The organism is Flectobacillus major DSM 103, assembly GCF_000427405.1.
GTDB classification, from domain to species: domain Bacteria; phylum Bacteroidota; class Bacteroidia; order Cytophagales; family Spirosomataceae; genus Flectobacillus; species Flectobacillus major.
Window position 1 is genome coordinate 2338265 of sequence record NZ_KE386491.1, and the last position, 21459, is coordinate 2359723.

Annotated in this window: 11 protein-coding genes; 8 read left to right on the forward strand and 3 right to left on the reverse strand. The window is 38.9% G+C overall.

All coding sequences use genetic code 11. From position 1 onward, the window contains the following. Positions 1–192: 192 nt before the first annotated feature. Complete coding sequence (locus tag FLEMA_RS0113785; RefSeq protein ID WP_044171365.1) at positions 193–2856, reverse strand: glycoside hydrolase family 2 protein; 2664 nt, start codon at positions 2854–2856, stop codon at positions 193–195. Positions 2857–3179: 323 nt separating this feature from the next. Between FLEMA_RS0113785 and FLEMA_RS68500 the strand changes: the two genes are divergently transcribed. After that, positions 3180–5846: an alpha-L-rhamnosidase gene (locus FLEMA_RS68500; RefSeq protein ID WP_044171367.1), complete on the forward strand. Its 2667-nt coding sequence runs from the start codon at positions 3180–3182 to the stop codon at positions 5844–5846. A gap of 205 nt (positions 5847–6051) precedes the next feature. On the opposite strand, the gene FLEMA_RS0113895 is transcribed toward FLEMA_RS68500, so the two are convergent. Further along, positions 6052–6363: a hypothetical protein gene (locus tag FLEMA_RS0113895; RefSeq protein ID WP_026995626.1), complete on the reverse strand. Its 312-nt coding sequence runs from the start codon at positions 6361–6363 to the stop codon at positions 6052–6054. 637 nt (positions 6364–7000) lie between these two features. On the opposite strand from FLEMA_RS0113895, the gene FLEMA_RS68505 reads away from it, so the two are divergent. The 6 genes from FLEMA_RS68505 to FLEMA_RS68530 all read left to right on the forward strand — a co-directional run bounded on the left by FLEMA_RS68505 (position 7001) and on the right by FLEMA_RS68530 (position 18602). Next, a complete protein-coding gene (locus FLEMA_RS68505) occupies positions 7001–8914 on the forward strand; it encodes a helix-turn-helix domain-containing protein (protein WP_044171369.1) in 1914 nt (637 codons plus the stop codon). A gap of 840 nt (positions 8915–9754) precedes the next feature. After that, positions 9755–12745, forward strand: a complete 2991-nt coding sequence (locus FLEMA_RS68510; protein ID WP_052354071.1) for a SusC/RagA family TonB-linked outer membrane protein — start codon at positions 9755–9757, stop codon at positions 12743–12745. A 215-nt stretch (positions 12746–12960) separates the two neighbouring features. Beyond that, positions 12961–14550, forward strand: a complete 1590-nt coding sequence (locus FLEMA_RS68515; RefSeq protein WP_044171371.1) for a RagB/SusD family nutrient uptake outer membrane protein — start codon at positions 12961–12963, stop codon at positions 14548–14550. A 97-nt stretch (positions 14551–14647) separates the two neighbouring features. Further along, a complete protein-coding gene (locus tag FLEMA_RS68520; RefSeq protein WP_044171373.1) occupies positions 14648–15679 on the forward strand; it encodes a SusE domain-containing protein in 1032 nt (343 codons plus the stop codon). Between the two features lie 214 nt (positions 15680–15893). Next, positions 15894–17435 carry an alpha-amylase family glycosyl hydrolase gene (locus FLEMA_RS68525; RefSeq protein ID WP_081681305.1) on the forward strand — a complete coding sequence of 514 codons (1542 nt, stop codon included), beginning with the start codon at positions 15894–15896 and terminating at the stop codon, positions 17433–17435. Positions 17436–17831: 396 nt separating this feature from the next. Beyond that, positions 17832–18602 carry an SDR family oxidoreductase gene (locus tag FLEMA_RS68530; protein WP_044171375.1) on the forward strand — a complete coding sequence of 257 codons (771 nt, stop codon included), beginning with the start codon at positions 17832–17834 and terminating at the stop codon, positions 18600–18602. Positions 18603–18780: 178 nt separating this feature from the next. Here the strand turns inward: FLEMA_RS68530 and FLEMA_RS0114285 are convergent, their stop codons facing one another. Next, positions 18781–19116, reverse strand: coding sequence for a LytR/AlgR family response regulator transcription factor (locus FLEMA_RS0114285; protein ID WP_026995645.1), 336 nt, complete (start codon positions 19114–19116; stop codon positions 18781–18783). Positions 19117–19481: 365 nt separating this feature from the next. Here FLEMA_RS0114285 and FLEMA_RS76110 point away from each other — a divergent pair, with 365 nt between their 5' ends. Continuing rightward, positions 19482–21404: a phage tail-like protein gene (locus tag FLEMA_RS76110; protein WP_052354072.1), complete on the forward strand. Its 1923-nt coding sequence runs from the start codon at positions 19482–19484 to the stop codon at positions 21402–21404. Positions 21405–21459: the final 55 nt, after the last annotated feature.

Sequence of the window (21459 nt, forward strand, 5' to 3'; positions counted from 1 at the left end):
TCAAAATTAGTTTTTCGAACGCCTTTTCATGAATAGCTACTAAATTTCTATCAGTTGAGCAATTGATAAGCCTCTTCAATATTCACTTGACAACCTGATGAATCCCTACAAATAGGTGGTCTATTACTACCTAAAATTCGGGATGACTCATATTTCATTGTGGGCATTGAGATACGCTTTTTTGAAGCCCTATTATTTACTGATTTCGATATATTGCAAAGGATAATTCCAGCCCTCTACCGATACCTGAGTTTGGGTTTGGGTTGGCTTATAATCTAATATTACCGTTTTTTCAGCTCCAGCAACTACCGATATATAGTTGTTGTCATAAAAAACGGGCAAGATACGTTCTTTTGTTGCGGCATCTACCAGAGAAATTCGGTTGAAAAATGCAACAGGATTGTTACTTGGATTACGTAGTGTCACTTGAATTTTTCCTACACCTATTTGTTTGGCCGATATTGTCAATTTATTGGCCGTAGGTAACTTTTGCAAGCCAGCATAAACGCCCTTGCTATTAGGATACCAATAAAAATTATCACTAACCACTTGTTGTTTTTCATCGAGTAATTGTAACGATAAAAATGACCCATCTTCTGCTCCCATTTCATCCAAAATATTTTTTACAGATAAAATTTTCTTGACAGAACTTGCTTCTATATAAGTAAATACTTGTGTAATAAGCTTTTCTTCACCTTTCATGTTATAGGCTTTGGCCACCAACATCAAGTTGCGATGAGCCTTGAAGTCGTTGTTGACCATCATGAGCATTCCATCTATTGGATTAGCCATAATATGTACCAATTCGCTACCATTTCTTAAACCATACAAACAGGCATTGGGGTCGAGGTAATAATCGTACATCTGGCCACGCATAGCTGTCCATGGGTTTTGGGTTTTCCAGATAATAACACCCGTGTACCAATCCCAAATATGAGCACTAAAGCCCTCAATTAAGCCCCGATACTGGTCGTAATTGACCAACTGAGCCTTCAACCCAAAATCTTTAATATCTTTTGGTTTGCCATAAGGGTCTATAAAATCGTTGTAGCCAACGCCTGTGTAAGTATGGTATGTCCATACGCTATCGGGTTTTGTTTGAGCATCGGCGTATGGAACTTTCATGTTTTCTTTTGGAATAAAACGCCTCAACGATTCATAGTCGCCTGTACCTACCGAACCCACTTCGGAGTTGAAAGGAAAAGTACGTTGTTCCCAAAAAACTTTTAGAGGCTGAATACCATAAGGGCCATCACCATTGCCACCTAATGAATTGTACGACATGGCATCGGAATTAGAATAATCTACAAACCAGCGAGTTCCATCAAGTTTTGGAAGAATTTCATCTCTGAGTGGTACTAAAATATCTTCGGGAGGTGTAATTTCATTGCCTCCGCACCACATAGCCAACGACGCATGATTTCGTACCATTTTAATCATATCGGCAGCCGACTCTAAGAATAATGGGTGATTGTCGGGGTACTGACGACGTGTCCATTGGTCTTCTTTTTTCATCGGGTCTATCCAACGGCCATTGCAGTCACCTGACATCCAAAAATCTTGAAAAACCAATAAGCCATAGCGGTCGCAGGCCTCATAAAACTCTGGACGCTCTACCAATGCTCCGCCCCAGATCCTGATCAAATTGAGGTTCATATCACGATGAAATCTAATTTCGGCATCATAGCGTTCATCCGAAAAACGTAACATTGCATCCGAGATAATCCAGTTACCTCCCTTTATAAACACCTTTTGGCCATTGACATATACCTGACGGCTTTGTGTTGTACTATTCCAATCGGTCTGAATTTCACGTACGCCAACTTTTACTGTTTCTTGGTCGGAAAGTCCTTTTCCTTGTTCAAAAAACTCAAATTTGGTAGTATATAGCTCTTGTTTTCCATAACCTGCTGGCCACCATAATTTTGGATTTTTCAGTGTATAGTCCGACAAAGCTACTGTGGTTGTGGTATGCGGAGCTAGGCTTACATGGGCCGAAACCTTCTGGCCATCGATTGAATAAACCAATGTACCTTCAATTTTTTTATCCGAAGTATTTTCTAGGTCGGCAGTAGCTTTTATAATCGCTGGTTTTTGTACACCTTCGGGGGTTCTTTTCTCAGGAACAAGCGTTATAATGTGCGGGTCTTTTAGGTTAACCTTTCCCGTTTTTTCGATATATACTTTGTCCCAGATACCTGTATTTCTATCACGAATTGGGCGAATCCAGTCCCAGCCAGCAGTATATTGAATAGATACGTTTTTGGCAATAGTACCATCGCCACCTTGTCCTCCATTCGGATTACCAACAGTAGTTGGCGGATATACCACTACAGCAAGGCGATTGTTGCCGTCTTTTGCCAACAATTTGGTAATATTGAATGCCCGACGAAGAAACATTCCCTCAAAAGGTTTTTCATTAACCTTTTTACCATTCAAATAAATATCGCAACTGTAGTTGATACCTCTAAATTTTAACCAAATGGTCTGCCCTTCGACTGCTGAAGTTTCTTTGAAATCTTTTACAAACCAATAAGTATAATACTCACGCCCTATGTGATAAATATCAGGGATTTTTTCGTTATTCAAGCCATAAAAAGGGTCTGGTATTTCTTTGTTGGCCAGCATAGTTGTAAGCACCGTACCGGGTACAACCGCAGGTTTCCAAGTATTCAGCGAAAAGTTGGGGCTAGAAATAGCCTGCCCATTTTCTTTGATATTTTTGATAGGAGCACATTTCCAACCGCTATTTAATTCATATTGATTTTGGGCAAATATGCCTTGCGAAAGCAATAGCAAGCCTATCAAATGAAGAGGTTTGGAAAAAGATGAGGTAATTTTAGATAAATTGAACATTTTTAGAATAGAAAATTGAATAGTTAATTTTGAGAGTGAAGACACCACGCCGTTATTTAGGGTACTAAATAGGGTTTGCCCGCATAAATTTAACAAATAAAGCCTTGTTTTGAGGTATTTGAGCCTATCTCCTCTTAAAAATGAGTAAAAACCATTAGCTATTTTTCAAACTTCGGCAATATATTTCTTAATCTACTTTTTTTATCAAAATACTCTATTCATTTTGGTGGCCATGACCTGTGTTATCATGCTAATATTGGTAATATAGTCGGGTGTTATACAGCAATACCTTATATTTACCCCATAAACTTACCCTTCTTTCTATGAAATCTTTTTCTTTTTTCCTCAAAACCCTATTAGCTGGCAGTTTTTATTTACAGACTTTGACAGGCTTTGCTGAGGTGGTCAATCTGCAATGCGAGCATTTGGTTGCTCCTATTGGGTTAGATGCAACACAACCTAGGTTTTCTTGGCAATTAAAGGCATCACAATCGGGGGCCAAACAAACAGCCTATCAGATTAGTGTAAGCACCGATTCGCTGGCCTTACTAAAGGGGCCTGGTAATATCTGGCAAAGTCCCAAAATATTATCGCAAGATCAATTGGTAATTTTTCAAGGAAAAAACCTTATTCCTTTCACAAAATATTTCTGGAAAGTTACTATTTGGGGAAGTAACGGGGTACAAAGTGCTATTGCCAGTTTTGAAACAGGAATGATGCAAAGCAAAAATTGGCAAGGTGCATGGATTAGCGACTCGCAAGATAGTCAAAATAAAGTAGCTCCGTATTTTCGGAAAACTTTTCAAAATACCAAAAAAGTAGTTTCGGCAAGGGCTTATATTGCCGTTGGAGGCTTGTACGAGTTATCTATCAATGGTCAAAAAGTAAGCAATCATCGCCTCGACCCTATGTACACCCGTTTTGATAGACGTAATTTGTATGTAACTCATGATGTAACTTCGCTGATTCAGCAAGGCAAAAACGCCATCGGAGTACTTTTGGGCAATGGCTGGTACAACCACCAGTCTACGGCAGTTTGGTATTTTGACAAAGCTCCTTGGCGTGGGCGACCTACCTTTTGCTTTGACTTACGTATCCAATACAGCGATGGTACTACCGAGGTTATTGTGTCGGGAAAAGACTGGAAGACCGCTCCAAGTCCTATTATTTTTAATAGTATTTATACAGCCGAACACTGCGATGCCCGCCTAGAGTCGATAGGCTGGAATACGCCAAATTTTGATGATAGTTTGTGGAAAGAGGTTATTTTTAGGGCAGCACCTTCTACTCAAATTATGGCTCAGGCTTTACACCCTATTAGAGCGGTTGAGGAAATTGCTACTAAAAAACTACAGCAATTCAATAATAAAAATTATGTTTTTGACCTTGGCCGAAACATATCGGGCGTTAGCAAAATCACGGTTAAAGGAGCTGAAGGTACTATTATTAGGCTCAAGCACGCCGAAAGAATTTATGATAATGGCCATGTCGACCAGTCCAATATTGATGTACATTACCGCCCCCAAGATGATAGCGACCCTTTTCAAACTGATATTTTTATTTTGCGTGGAAAAGGCGAGGAATCGTTTATGCCAAAATTCAACTATAAGGGCTTTCAATACGTAGAAGTAAGTAGCTCTCAGCCTATTGAACTCACCCAAGAGAGCTTGAAAGGCTATTTTATGCACAGCGATGTACCTGCTCTTGGACAAATATCGTCTTCTAATCCAACCCTTAATAAAATCTGGGAAGCTACCAACAATTCTTATTTGTCCAACCTTTTTGGATACCCAACCGACTGCCCACAACGTGAAAAAAACGGCTGGACAGGCGATGCCCATATTGCTATCGAAACAGGACTTTATAATTTTGATGGTATTACAATTTATGAAAAATGGCTAGCCGACCACCGAGACGAACAACAACCCAATGGCGTTTTGCCGTCTATTATTCCTACTGGTGGCTGGGGCTACGAATGGGGTAACGGCCCCGACTGGACAAGTACAATTGCTATTATCCCTTGGAATATCTATTTGTTTTATGGTGATAAAAAACTCCTTGTCGATAACTACGACAATATTAAACGCTATGTTGACCATATTACCGATATTAGTCCCAACGGCCTAACTACTTGGGGTCTTGGCGATTGGGTTCCTGTCAAGTCTAAAACGCCAGTAGAACTTACTTCGTCGGCTTATTATTTTGTAGATACCCAAATTTTAGCCAAAACGGCTCAACTTTTGGGTAAAAAAGATGATTTTATCAAATACTCACAACTTGCTGATAAAATCAAAAATACCTTTAACCAAAAATATCTTAATGAGGCAACGGGAATTTATGGACAAGGCGTTCAAACAGAACTGAGTGTACCCTTATATTGGGGTTTAGTACCAGATACCTTCAAAAGTAAAGTAGCCCAAAATCTAGCAAAACGAGTAGAGGCCGATGGAAATCACTTAGACGTTGGATTGTTGGGAACAAAAGCTATTTTGAATGCTCTAAGCGAAAACGGATACGCCGATTTGGCTTATAAAGTAGCTTCACAAGAAAGCTACCCTTCGTGGGGCTGGTGGATTGTCAACGGGGCTACTACTTTGTACGAAAACTGGCCTATTGATGCCAAATCAGACATTTCGATGAATCATATCATGTTTGGCGAAATTGGAGGATGGCTTTACAAGGGTATTGCTGGTATCAAACCTGACCCTAGTCAAGCAGGGTTCAAACATATTTTGCTCGAACCACATTTTGTAGAAGGACTCAATCAGTTTGAAGCCAAATTTAATGCTCCTACGGGTCAAATTATTTCTTCTTGGCAAAAAGAACAAGGAAAAATCACATACACTGTTACGATTCCTGCCAACTCAAAAGCAACCTTACAATTACCTTCTGAGCAAGGAAAAACTATTTTACAAAACAAAAAAGCTGTTTTAAACCCTACAATTCCGTTAGAATCAGGAACGTATATTTTTGAAATAAATGCAAAATAGGTAACCCTTAGCCTCAGAATAGACATAATGCTATTGATACTTTTGCTTTTTTTCTATTTGTAGAATCTTTGCATCTTAAAAATCACGATAATAAACTGTGTTTTTCCTATTAGCTAATAGATTAATTAGCAAGCTAATAGGAAAAACTCAAACAGCTTAGCTCTTAAATTTGAGATGACTCATTGGCAAAATATGGTCAAAAATACTAATTCCCCGCAAACGGTGACCCGAAAATACCAACGGCAAGTTCTGCCCAAACAAGCAAAAAGGCTACTAATAACGCTAATCCAATCATCATTCTGAGTTTGATAGTTTTTACTTTTCTCAAAACAAGTTCAAGAGCCAGTCCTACGCTTAGTAGTAAAACCCCTGCCACAACAAAATCGAATAATGTCCAATTTACTTCATTCGTAAATTGCATTGCTGTAAAAGGCACAAGCAATACCATCGGAATTACCATCAAAATCCCAAGAAGTCTTTTGTTTTGCCCAAGCTCAAATACCTGATTTTCTTTCATTTCAGTTCTCTTTTAAAAAGTTTTGTCAATAACGTTTAGCCCTTTTAAGTAATTGTATTGGCATACTCTGTGAACGGGCATAACACAAAGTGATTAGAAGTAGGACAATTTGTTTTATGATTCGGCAGTCAAAAATTTAATCCTTTTTTTGTTATTACTAGGCTTTTCGGCCAGACTATTTTCTTTATTATAAATTTGAAACGCTATTTTTAGCAATGTCTTGAACATCCTCAATGAGCATTTTCCTATTAATTGGCGAATTTATTCTTGTATTACAAAAGTTTAAACAGCTTCAATGTTTACTTTTGTATGATAGCTAGGGCAAAGTAAAGCTTTGTATTGGCTTATTATTTTTAATATAGGCTTGTGATAAGAGCCCCCAAAAGTGTAACAATTTACTGAATAGCATTGAAAAAATAACACCTAAAATGCTATTTCTTGAGAACTTAGCGTTAAATGCTTTAGTTATACAAACAACCATCGACCAACGTACTAAATAAGAAAAGGATTGAATGTCTATTGCAATATTTGGGAAATTGGAACAAACAAACTTAAAAACGAATACAATTTTAATGTAGTAACTCCTATAGCAATAGGTAAGTTGACATTACCTACTTTGCATTCTTGATAATTATTTATGAATAAGCTACAAAATCTATATATCTATATATTATTGCTAACGGGGTTTATGCTACAAGCCCAAATTAGAATTGAAGTACAATTGCCCCTAAAAAACCAACAGAGTCCTCCTCCCTTGTTTATTGCTTGTAGTTTCAACAATTGGTCGCCAGGCGACCCTAACTATAGGTTACAGAAAAGTACCAGTGGGAAGTATTTTATCGAATTGCCCGATACATTAAGCTATTTTGAATACAAGTTTACGCAAGGCTATTGGACTCTCGTAGAAGGCAATGGCCAAGGGCATTCGATACGCAACAGAATATATGACCGAGCCACAGCCCCCAATTCACGACTAGTCACAGCTCAGATTGAAGGCTGGGAGGCACGCCCTACGTATCGTTTTTATATCAAAAGTGTTCCTCTCAACACGCCAAAAGATGCCAGTATTTATATTACAGGAAATTTTAATAACTGGGACCCCGGCAATGAAAGCTACCGACTACAAAAACAGTTTGACGGAACATTTAGGGTAGCTGTATCTACCGATTTAGAACGCATTGAATACAAATTTACACGAGGCGACTGGTCGACAGTAGAGGGACAAGAAAATGGAAAAGCCAAACCCAATAGGGTTCTTTTTAGAAAGGCAGATTTTAACCTTGAAGAAATCCCGATTGATGTAGAAAGTTGGGAAGACCTTGCAGGGACATTCAATTTCTTTTCTATTTATGACCTTCTGTTGTTATTTTCTGCTTTTCAGGGACTACTATTGATTATTGCGATTCCGACCATGCAAGACTACAATCGCAAGGCTAATCAGTGGTTGGTATTATCTATTGCTTTTACCTCTTTTGTCCTGATAATGAAAACTTTAACAGGTTATAGAGTTATTGCCGAGCAATATAGCAAACTACTGCTTTTCCCTGATTTAGCTTTGTTTTTGTATGCTCCCTTGTTTTATTTTTATTTACAAAAACTACTTTTCAAAACGCCCAAATTACCTGCAAGGTGGTGGATACATTTTATTTTGCCAATGGCACAAATTGTGGCGTATCTTCCCTTTTTGCTTATTAATTCAAAGGAGTTTTTGCTAAAATTACTCAACAAAGAACCCGATTTGCATTATTTATCGTTGGCATTAGGGATTATCTCTTGGGGGGTAAATATTTATTATTGGCTTATCAACTGGCGGTCGGTACAAACCTACAACCAGCAATACCCCACTCAGGCATCTAAAGAACAAAATACCGAATACCTCACTACTGTACTGCTGATTCAGGCAGTTTGTTTGGCTTTATGGGCATTTACGGGTGTATTAATTTTTACCAATAATATTTTGGGCTGGAACACCACCCTAATTGCCGACAAGAGTATTGATATTATTTGGCTAGCATTTTCGGCTATTCCTTATTTTCTTGGATATTTTGCGATTCATCAGCCCGAAATATTTAAGATTCCGCATTTGGGCAATAAACCTCTGACAGAGACAAAAGCCCCCCTCGAATCGGATCATATTCAGGAAATAGAGCCTATTACTCCTACTATCAACGAACCCGAAAAAGATGCGAATCATGAGCAAATGGTATTGATGTGGAAAGAGAAAATAGATGTGTACATGACCCAACACAAGCCTTATACCAATGTAGGACTGACGCTCAATGAACTGGCTACCATGTTAAAAATATCGCCTCATTTGCTTTCAAAAGTAATCAATGAAGCTTACCAAAAAAACTTCTTCGACTTTATTAATTCTTATCGGATTGAAGAATTTAAGATTCGTTTTGACGACCCCAAAAACAGACAATATACCATGTTGGCGATTGCCTTCGAGGTAGGCTTTAATTCTAAAACTGCCTTTAACCGTGCCTTCAAAAAAATGACCCAACAAACCCCTCGTGAATATTTCTTCGACTCGCGAGAAGAGGATTAAGTCTTGTTGATTGCAAGCTCCCCAATAGCAACTAATAACATCGGTTTTTGTGCCTGAAAACTTTTTGACTCTGCGTTTTTCAAAACCTTGTCAAAGAGTTTTCGGGCAACCATCTCTCACCTCTGAGTACTGTCCATAAAAGTGTTAATGAATATCCTATTTCCCTTTGCCAGTATCTAGGATCGACAAGCGTAATAATATGGCATTTCCCCTGCCTATTTTATAACCTCCCCTACCTCCTAATCAGATACAATTTCACCTTTATTTAGTACTGTTTCACCAAAAAATAAGTGCCATTTTATAAAGTGGCATAGCTAATGACATAGATATAACACTGAAAATCAATACAATAAAAACACATTACAAGTTTTTCTAAAAATAATGCAGATTTAGGAAAGTGGAACGACACAGCTAGTTTGGCATAGTACTTTTGTAAGAAATATTTAAAACTTTCTAATCCTTTATTTTATGTTTCTGAACATAAAATCCTAGAAAGAACAATATACCAAAACTAAAAAGACTTACTTTCTTCGGAAAGTGGGCTATGTAAGTACCAATTATGATAAAGAAACTATTGCTGAAATGTGCTATTCTAACCACACAGAATGACACATCTTTCTACTTGATGCAATCAACACGACAAGCCCACAGCGTTCTCTCGGTGGTGTATTCTTCTTGGTATTTTCATGATATTATTACAAAGCTCATCTCGTATTTTGGTGTACCCCAATTACCTACAATTATCAACGACATATCTCTTTCTAAGCTTAGATTTTTCCAAAAACTCAAGACAATTCCAATTATATTTTAAACCAATAATCCATTAACCAGTTTCAATTTATGATAAAACAGAACTACAGAGAAGAATCTAATTATTCTCGTTCGGTAGGTAAGTTTTCGTTCGGGAGAAAACTTCTACTTTTGATGTTATTTAGTTGGGCAAGTATTTCGGTTTTTGCTCAAAACAATGTTTCAGGAACGGTAAAAGACGCTAAAGATGGTTCGGGACTTCCAGGCGTAACCGTACAAGTAAAAGGTACAAACAAAGGAATGCAAACCAATGTAGATGGCAAGTTTCAACTAAGTGTACCGAGCAACGCCATATTGGTATTTAGTTTTATCGGAAAAGCTAGCCAAGAAATTACAGTAGGTAATCAAAGTGTGATTGATGTAGCGTTGGAAGACGATGTCAAAACACTCAACGAAGTAGTTGTTATTGGTTATGGTTCTCAGAAAAAGAAAGATTTGACAGGTTCGGTAGCAGCTATCAACTCGGAAGACTTCAACAAAGGGAATATTGCTTCGCCCGACCAACTGGTAGTAGGTAAAGTAGCAGGGGTTCAAATTACCTCTAATGGTGGAGCTCCAGGTGCAGGAAGTACCATTCGTATTCGTGGTGGTGCATCTTTAAATGCCAACAACGACCCCCTTATCGTGATTGATGGTGTTCCTTTGGACAACTCGGGTATTACAGGTTCGCCGAGTGCCTTGAGTATGATTAACCCCAACGATATTGAGTCGATGAATATCCTAAAAGATGCTTCGGCAACGGCTATTTATGGGTCTAGGGCTTCTAATGGTGTTATTTTGATTACTACCAAAAAAGGAGCAAAAGGAAGTGCGTTGAAAGTGAACTTTAGCTCGCAGGCTTCGGCAGCACAAAGTACAGGCTATATCAATGTATTGTCGGCCGACGAGTTTCGTACTTTGATTAATGAAAAAGGAACGACTGCTCAAAAAGCTGTGTTGGGTACAGCCAATACCGATTGGCAAAAACAAATTTACCGTACAGCCATTAGTACCGACAACAACTTGAGCGTTACAGGTTCTTTGCAAAATGTACCTTTCCGTGTTTCGGTAGGCTATACCGACCAAAATGGTATTCTAAAAACCTCTAACATGGGGCGTACTTCGGCATCTATTGGTGTTAGCCCAACTTTCTTGAACAATCACTTAAAAGTTGATGTAAACTTGAAAGGGTCGAGTGTCGATAATACTTTTGCGAATACAGGTGCTATTGGAGCGGCATTGGCCTTTGACCCAACTCAGCCAGTATATTCAGGAAATAATAATTATGGTGGCTATTGGGAATGGCTCAATGCCGATGGCAAACCCAATACGATTGCTCCTCGCAACCCTCTTGGTTTGCTGAACCTTACTAGCGATAAAAGTACTGTTCAACGCAGTATTGGTAATATTCAATTGGACTACAAGTTCCATTTCTTACCAGAACTTCGTGCCAATATGAACGTAGGTTATGATATTAGTAAAAGTGATGGAACAAAATTAGTACCTGCTTTTGCAGCTGTAAATTATAGTACTGCTGGCGAAAAAACGGTATATACACAAAACAAAACCAACAAGTTATTCGACTTCTATTTGAACTATGCCAAAGACCTCACAGCCCTCAAAAGTCGTGTAGATGTAATGGCTGGTTATGAATACCAAGATTTCTTGACCGAATCAACCAACCTCAGAACTAATGCCGAAGGCTCAACTGTACTGACTGACAGCCCATACAAAACGCAAAATACTTTGGTTTCGTTTTTTGGCCGTTTGAATTATACTTTCGACCAAAAGTATTTGTTAACGGTTACTGTTCGTCAAGATGGTTCGTCACGCTTTAGCAAAGACAATCGTTGGGGGACATTCCCATCAGCAGCATTGGCTTGGAAACTCAACGAGATGGATTTCTTGAAAAACTCTAATACTATTTCAGAATTAAAGATCCGTGCTGGTTATGGTATTACTGGTCAACAAGATATTGGTCAAAACTTCGCTTATTTGCCTCGTTACACAGCCAGTTTAGACAACGCCCAATACCAATTAGGTAACACTTTCTATACTACGCTTCGTGCTGAAGGATATGATGCCAATATTAAATGGGAACAAACAGCCACTACCAACGCAGGTATTGATTTTGCTTTCAAAAAAGCCAGATTATCGGGTAGTATCGACTATTACTTCAAAAATACAACCAATCTTTTGAATGTAATTCCTGTAGCTGTAGGTACAAACCTTACCAACCAGTTGTTGACCAACGTTGGTTCAATGGAAAACCAAGGGGTTGAATTAATGTTGAACTACAACCCTATTCATACCGACAAATTTGATTGGAATGTAGCCTTTAACGCTACTTATAACGAAAACAAAATCACGAAATTGACCAACAATAGCGACCCAACTTACCAAGGTGTATTAGTTGGTGGTATTTCGGGTGGTGTAGGTAGTACCGTTCAAATCCACTCGGTGGGCTATCCTGCTTATTCGTTTTACGTATTAAAACAAGTGTATGATGCCAATGGCAAGCCAGTTGAAGGTGTTTATGTTGACAACAAAGCCGATGGTGTTTCAAATGTAGACGACCAATATCGCTACAAATCACCCGCACCAAAAGTATTTTTGGGCTTCAACTCGCAGATGTCATACGACAATTGGAGCTTAGGTTTTGTACTGAGAAGCAACATTGGCAATTATGTGTACAACAACATCAAGTCGTCGAATGGTGCATATATCAACTTCTCTGGCTCAAACGGATACGTTGCCAATATCAATCCTAATGTTTACGAAACGCAATTTGCCAAATCACAATTATTCTCTGATTACTATATTGAGAATGCTTCGTTTTTGAGAATGGAAAATATCACGTTGGGTTATACTTTCAAAAATGTAATGGGTAACAAAATCAACATGCGTTTGAATGCCACAGCCCAAAATGTATTTACTGTAACAAAATACTCAGGTCTAAACCCAGAAGTTTCTGGTGGTATCGACAACAACGTTTATCCTGTGCCACGTACCTATTCATTAGGCTTGAATATCGGTTTCTAAGGAGTGAGTTAGTGATTAAGGGTTGCTAATCAGGATGATACACTCAAACATTTGTATTTTCTTGAATTTACTTTATAGCTACCTCATTTACTTTTATTACTTACTTCAGATACTGGATTAACGGATAAACATTTCATGGTTACGAGCTTTTGAAAAGTTGTTTATGCTTCTTCCTTTCAAAGCGAATCAATCAACATTTAATTACTGAATTTCAGATGAAAACAAGATATTTTAAAAACATAGCAATTCTAGGAGGTTTAGCTGTCGGCTTATGGACAAGCTCTTGTGTAAGCGACTTAGACAGAACACCTTTTATTGAAGTTACTTCTGCTACGGTTTATAATAGCCCTACAGCTTACAAGCAGGCCGCCGCCAAATTATATGCAGGCTTAGCCCTAACTGGTCAAGAAGGCCCAGCTGGAAAACCTGATTTAGGCGGTATCGACGAAGGTTTTTCTAGCTATTTACGTCAATATTGGTCATTGCAGGAGCTTCCAACCGACGAGGCTGTGATTGCTTGGGGCGATGCAGGTTTGCCCGAAATGAATACCATGCAGTGGTCGTCAAACAACCCTTTTGTACGTGGCCTTTACAACCGTATTTTCTATCAGATTGCCGCTTGTAACGAGTATATTCGTGAAGCTAGCGATGCCAAACTAAGCAGCCGTGGTATTACAGGAGCAGCCCTAACCGAAACCAAGCATTTGCGTAACGAAGCTCGTTTTTTGCGTGCTTTAAGCTACTGGCACGCTCTTGATTTATTTGGTGGAAATGTTCCTTTTGTTACCGAAAACGACGCTATTGGCTCTACGTTGCCTAAGCAAACCAACGCCAGTGCTTTGTTTGCATATATCGAAACGGAACTAAAGGCTATCGAACCTGAGTTGGTAGATGCCCGCCAAAATGAGTATGCTCGTGCCGATAAAGCCGCAGCATGGATGCTTTTGGCCAAACTATACCTCAATGCCGAAGCCAATGGTGTTGGTAACAAATACGCCGACGCTGCTACTTATGCCAAAAAAGTGATAGATGCGGGGTATTCACTAGAAACCAAATATGATAATATCTTCAAAGCTGATAATAACAAGTCTAAAGAAATCATTTTCCCTGTTGCATTCGACGGTATTCATACCAAAACATGGGGAGGTATGACTTTCCTTATTCATGCTGCCGTTGGAGGCTCGATGTCGGCTTCTGCCTTTGGTATCGATGGCGGCTGGGGCGGTTTGCGTACAACCAAAGCTTTGGTCAACCTTTTTGCCGACCCAAGTGGCAAAACAGATACTCGTGCCATGTTTTATACCGATGGACAAAAGCTTGAAATCGAAGATTTGACACAGTTCTCGAATGGCTATGCTGTCAGTAAATTCAAAAATATTACATCGACTGGCTCACAAGGCTCTGACATTGTTCATCCAGATACAGACTTCCCAATGTTCCGTTTGGCCGACGCTTATTTGATTTATGCAGAAGCGGCTACTCGTGGAGCTGGCGACCGTGCTTTGGCTTTACAGTACGTAAATGCCCTTCGTACTCGCTCGTATGGCAGTACAACAGGTAATATTACAGCGTCGCAACTGACTACCGACTTTATTTTGGACGAACGTGCCCGTGAGTTATTCTGGGAAGGCACACGCCGTACCGACCTCATTCGCTATAACAAATTTACTTCGGCTAATTATGTTTGGCCTTGGAAGGGTGGCATAAAAGACGGTCGTGCTGTAGGTGATTATTTGAAAATATTCCCTATTCCATCTACCGACCTTACGGCTAACCCAAATCTTAAACAAAACGCCAACTACTAATATCTATTGTAGCTTTTAGGAGGTTCTATTGAATAGCCTAAAAGCTACGTTTATAGCCATAAATTAGTAGAATTTTCAACCGAAAAATGATTTGAAAATGAAAAAGATATTTCATACATATTTACTTGTACTAGCGTCATTCTTTGTACTCACTTCTTGTGAAAAAGAAGAAGAAAAAGCTATTCTCAATGCCTCTGGCTCTGCTCCTGTAGTTCAGCTATCGGCAAGTACTCTTGTTTTGACCAAAGAAAATGCAGATAAAGATGCCCTAACCATTTCGTGGGCCAAACCCAACTATGGTTTCGACGCTCCAGCTTCATATTCTATTTTACTAGATAAAAAAGGTGGTAATTTTATTACACCTGTTTCGGTATTGACCAATACGCTTTTGACCAAAACCTTTAAAGTAGCCGAACTTAATGCTATTTTACTTAGTTTGGGCTTAGCCGCTGGTTCAGCTAGCGACTTGGATGTACGTGTAAAGGCTAACCTTGGCGATAATACATCTACGACAGCCTTTACGTCTTCTACTATGTCGTTCAAAGCTACTCCTTATTTAGACAAACTTGATTTGAGTTCGCCTTGGGGATTGGTAGGTAGTGCTACAACCAATGGCTGGAATGGCCCAGATATGCCTTTCTACAAAACCGATAAAGCCGATATTTTTGTAGCTTATGTAACCTTAGCCAATGGCGAAATCAAAATCCGTAAAGACAACAAATGGGATCTTAACTATGGCGATGATGGTGCAAATGGTACATTGGAAGCTGGTGGAAGTAATATTGTCGTAACAGCTGGTACTTACAAAGTGACTTTCAATGCTGCGTCATTAACTTATACAATTGAAAAATTCTCTTGGGGAATAGTAGGAAGTGCTGCTCCCAACGGTTGGAATGGCCCAGATACGCCTTTAATTTACGACCCAACTACAGATACTTGGAAAGCCACCACTTCTTTAAAAGATGGTGCTATTAAAATTCGTCAAAATAACGACTGGGGTATCAACTACGGTGGTCGTGCTGGTACACTTGTTATTGGTGGCGACGATATTACTGTAGCTGCTGGTAATTATAACATTACGGTTGATTTCAAAAATTTGAAATACGCTATCGAAACCGTAAAACCATAAGATATTAATGCTGTTTAAGCTTACAAACTGGCAAATCAATTTGTCTGTTTGTAAGCTTAAAACGCTCCTGTATCAATATTGCAACTTGTCCTCTAGCTAAAATTCAAAACAATGGGACGATAACTTTTAATTCACTTGATAAATTTCTTATCCCGAACTTGCTTGTAGAACTACAAGTAAATTCGGGATACATTAATTTTCAATATCTTACGTCATGAAAAAACTCCTCTTACTTGTTTTTACATTGTCTTTTATCAATGTACAAGCCCAAAAGAAAACGCCAGAGGTCTGTTACGAGATTTTTGTACGTTCTTTTGCCGACTCCAATGGCGATGGCATCGGCGATATTAATGGAATTACAGCCAAATTAGACTACCTCAAGTCTTTAGGAGTAGATGCCCTTTGGCTTACACCCGTGAACAAGTCGCCGTCTTACCACAAATACGATGTTGTAGACTACAAGGAAATAGACCCCGATTTTGGTACGATGGCCGACTACAAAAGATTGATCTCTGAAGCTCACAAACGTAATATCAGAATCATCAAAGACTTTGTAATCAATCATACTAGTGACAAACACCCTTGGTTTTTGGAAGCTAAAAAAGGAAAAGATAATCCTTACCGTGGTTATTATGTATGGCTTTCACCACAAAAAATCGACTCAATGGGTATTGCTACTCGTGAAAAAACAGGCGATTCGTGGGAAATCAACCCTTGGCACTTTGCCAATCAGGGTGATTCTGAAAAATATTATGCGTTGTTTTGGGGAGGTATGCCCGACCTCAACTACGACAACCCAAAGCTGAGAAAGGAAATTTATGATATTGCTAAGTTTTGGCTAAAAGAAGTGGGTGTCGACGGTTTCCGTTTGGATGCAGCCAAACATATTTACCCAGATTGGGAAGCTGAAAAATGTCATGCTTTTTGGCAAGAGTTCCGTCAAAAAATGACCGCTATCAAGCCCGATGTGTATATTGTGGGTGAGGTATGGACATCTGCCGATAAGGTAGCACCGTATTTTAAAGGATTACCCGCCAATTTCCACATGGATGAAGGTTTTGCTATTCAAAAAATAGTCAATAATCAGAAAGACGACAACCTTATACAAAAAATTCTTGCCGACTATAAAGCTTTTGGAAGCCAAAATCCAGACTTTATCGACGCAACAATTATCGACAATCATGACCAAACTCGTATTGGAAGTGTTGTCAATGGCGACATCAACAAAATGAAAGTAGCAGCACAGCTTTTACTAACACTACCAGGACAACCATACATTTATTATGGTGAAGAAATTGGTATGTTGGGCCAAAAACCAGATGAAAACCTTCGTGAACCTTTTATCTGGAATACCAAAGAAAACGACAAAAGTCGTACTGCTTGGATGAAACCCACATTTAGTACCGATGCTACCATTAAACCACTCAGCGAACAGCAAAAAGACCCGAATTCTATTTATCATGTTTACAAAAATCTTATTGCGTTCCGAAAAAAACAACCTGCTTTGAGTCAAGTCATTAGACCAAATCTCAAAGAAAGTACTATCAAAACTGAAGGTGTTTTAGGGTTTATTCGTACCCATAAATCTGGCGATGTATTGGTAATTCATAATTTGACCAACACGGCCAAAAGTATCGAGCTACCAGCCAATGAGCGAAAATTCAAAACTCTTATTTTTTCGCAAACACCTCAACAAAAAAGCTTAAAAAATAATACTGTCGAGCTTCCTGCATCGGGAGTTGTTATCTTGAAATAACGATTGTCAACGTCTATGAATGGGGTAATCGAAGGTAGTTCGCTTTTACGTTCGGGTTATTCCATTCATAATATAATTGGTACTCAAAATAGTATTACACCTATGGCCATCTTCGGATGGCTTTTTTGTTAAATAGTACTTTCCCGATAATCTGCTCAAAACGTATTTTTTTACTTTTGACGATTGTTGTTAATGTTATTATTTCCTGCAAAATACCACAATCGTTACCGCAAGCGTTTGCAAAATATTTTCAAAAAGAATGAGGTCACAAAACTTGCTTCTTCCTAAAATATCTTTCAAATTCAATTATCAAGTAAAATACTTCATATTTGGTAGGGGTTTACTTATGGAAGCATGTCTTCAAGGTAACATTAAAATATAACTATTTAAAGATTTATGAGAACACTTCAATTATTTGATTTGTCAGGCAAAACGGCATTAGTTACAGGTTGTAAAAAAGGAATTGGTAAGGCTATGGCTATTGCTTTAGCCGAAGCGGGTGCAGATATTATTGGAGTATCGGCCAGCTTAGAGCTAGAAGGTAGCGAAATAGAAAAAGAAATTGTAGCACTCGGCAAAGGGTTCAAGGCTTATCAAGCCGATTTTAGCAACCGAACTTCGTTGTACGCTTTCATAGAACAAGTAAAGACTGATTTTCCAGTAGTCGATATTTTGGTCAATAATGCGGGTACTATTTTAAGAAAACCCGCCGCCGAACATCCCGACGAATACTGGGATGAAATTATGGAGGTAAACCTTAATTCACAATTTGTATTGAGCCGTGAGTTGGGAAAATTGATGCTAGAACGTGGTTCGGGGAAAATAATTTTTACAGCATCATTATTAACATTTCAAGGGGGTATCAATGTACCTAGCTATGCCGCTAGTAAAGGGGCTATTGGTAGCCTTACCAAGGCTTTGGCCAACGAATGGGCAGGAAAGGGTATCAATGTAAATGCTATTGTGCCTGGGTATATTGCTACCGACAACACCGATGCCCTCCGTAATGACCCCGAGAGAAGCCAATCTATTCTGAGCAGAATACCTGCAGGTCGTTGGGGAAATACCGACGATTTTAAAGGAGCTACCGTATTTTTGGCTTCAGAAGCAGCAGCCTATGTTCATGGAACAACCTTGGTTGTAGATGGAGGATGGATGGGACGGTAGTTTTTTAAAGCGATAATACTCAGTTCTTCATACAAGTAGTTTATTATAGGTAAGAGTGTAAATTTAGGCAATACTTTCTATTTTAATAATCAGTTATTAAACCTTTGCACTTACAATTTGGCACTCTTACTGAACTCTTGTATAGCTCTACCCCTAAAGAGCAATAGCTCTTTAGTACTTACTCCAGTCCTTCATTATACTTCAAATACAATAAGCGTCTTCGAGAAACCTCAATCTCTTGCCCGTTGGTTAAAATAAAACTCAAGCTACAACGATTAAACTCTTTGATATAACTTCTGTTGAGTAGCACCTTCCGATGCACTCGTACAAATCCATATTCAGCAAACTGATTGGTTAATGATTTAAGCGTTTGGCATAGCAAAAGGCGTTTCCCATTTTTGAGATACATATAAGTATAGTTAATAGCCCCTTCCATCCAAATTACATCTTGAGGTAAAATCAATTGTTTTGTTTTTCTATTTACAACAACGCCATCAGTTAATGGTTTTTCCATGGTATTACAAGTTTAGCATATAGTATAAAACACCTCCATCAAATAGAGGCTACAACTCACTTAGTTTAACACTGCAATACTCAATAATTTATTTTAATTATGTAGCCATAATTCTTAATTATTTTCTAATAAAATAAGTAATTTTTATTATTCGGCATTATACTATTCCTAACTAACTACTACAATAGCTCAAAGGAAACAATTATCCTACATATAATTAATAATCAATTAATTAGCGAATAACACCTTACCGAATAATAAGTATTATGAACCGTAAAATAAGTATGATTAGGATATAAGGAGTATCCAACTCAATATTGTTTTATTGTTTTTAAATTTTTCACATTTACATCTTGCCCAATCTCATGAATAAACCTTTACTTTTGGTATTACTCATTTTTTTGAGTTTATCAATCCATGCCCAAGTTAGTATCAATAATGATGGTTCTGTTCCACATGCCTCTGCTATGCTGGAAGTCAAAGCCTCCACTACTTCCAATGCCAAAGGCTTTCTTGTCCCTAAGGTTGCCGACCATACCAGCATTACCTCTCCTGCTGCAGGACTTTGGGTTTATAATACCACCACCAATACTCATTGGTATTATAATGGCACTACATGGGTAAACCTAGGAGGTAGCCAGCCTTGGTTAACTAACGGAACTTCTATTTTTTCGCCCAGCAATACTGCTTTAGGCAATTATTCTGTTGCAATGGGTAACAACTCTACTGCTAGCAGTACTACTGCTTTTGCGGCAGGGCATTTAGCTCGTGCCCTTGGTAACTATAGCACAGCTTTAGGTTATAACACTGCTGCCACAAGCACAGCCGCATTAGCCGCAGGATACTCTACACAAGCCACTGGTAACTATAGTACAGCTTTAGGTTATAACACTGCTGCTACAAATACAGCCGCATTAGCTGCTGGGTACTCTACACGAGCCACTGGTGAGTATAGTACGGCATTGGGTTACAATACCACATCTACAGGTCTAACAGCATTGGCAACAGGGTACTTAAGTCAAGCTACAGGTATGTCGAGTACTGCATTGGGCTATAATACCTCCGCTACAGGTATGTATAGTACTGCATTGGGTTATAATACTACCGCTACCAGCACAGCCACCTTTGCGGCTGGCTATTATACTAAAGCTATTGGTTATTCTAGTACTGCTCTTGGAGCATACACAATAGCTTTAGGCCAATATTCCACTTCCTTTGGAGGATATACGCAAGCTATTGGTAATTATAGTATTGCAATGGGTTCTGAAACAATAGCCTCTGGTTTTGCTAGTACCGCATTTGGAAGTACCACGCTGGCTTCAGGCTCGGCAAGTACAGCCTTTGGCTCTTCTACTCAGGCGGGAGGTTATTATACCACCGCAATGGGGTCATCGACAACAGCCACCAGTACGGCTTCACTCGCAGCGGGTTATTACAGTACCTCTTCGGGTTTTAGTAGTATGGCTTTAGGGGGGTACGCTCGGGCTAGTGGGGCGTATAGTATTGCTATGGGTTACAATTCGGCCGCCACTAATACTGGAGCTTTTGCATCGGGAGGTTTTACCTTGGCAATAGGGGCTTATAGTACGGCGATGGGTAGCAATACCTTTGCTTCAAGTACTGCATCTTTTGCTTCGGGTTTTTATTCTTCTGCTTCGGGCGACTACAGCACGGTTATGGGTAGCAATGTCGACGGTAATAACAAAGAAGGAGGTTTTGTGATTGGTGACTCATACAACAATAGCTCTAGGCTATACGCCAATACAAACAATAGCTTTTCTGCTAGATTTAGGGGTGGCTATAGGCTGTTTACCGATTCTTTTAATAGCATAGGTGTTATGCTAAATGCAGGGGCTAATAGCTGGTCGATTATTTCGGATAGTACACGTAAAGAAAAATTTGTTTATACTGACGGAGAATATGTGCTAAGAGAAATCGCTCTTCTAAAAGTAGGAAGTTGGAATTATAAAGGACAAAATCCTGAGAAAAATCGACATTATGGCCCTATGGCTCAGGAGTTTTTTGCTGCATTTGGAAAAGATAAATACGGTACAATTGGTGATAATACCAGTATTGGCTCGGCCGACTTCGATGGGATTAATCTAATCGCTATTCAAGCTTTAGAGAAGCGAACGAAGGATTTACAAACAGAAAATGATATACTCAAAAAACGCTTGGCTAGCCTTGAAAAAAATGAACAACAAATGGCTAGCCTCAAAAGTGAATTAGCCGATATTAAGGCTTTGCTTTTACAACAAAAAGAATCACGGGTACAACCTTCAAAATAAATCTATTCTATTACAAAAACACCGAATATGTTTCTTAATTTGAATAGGGTAATCA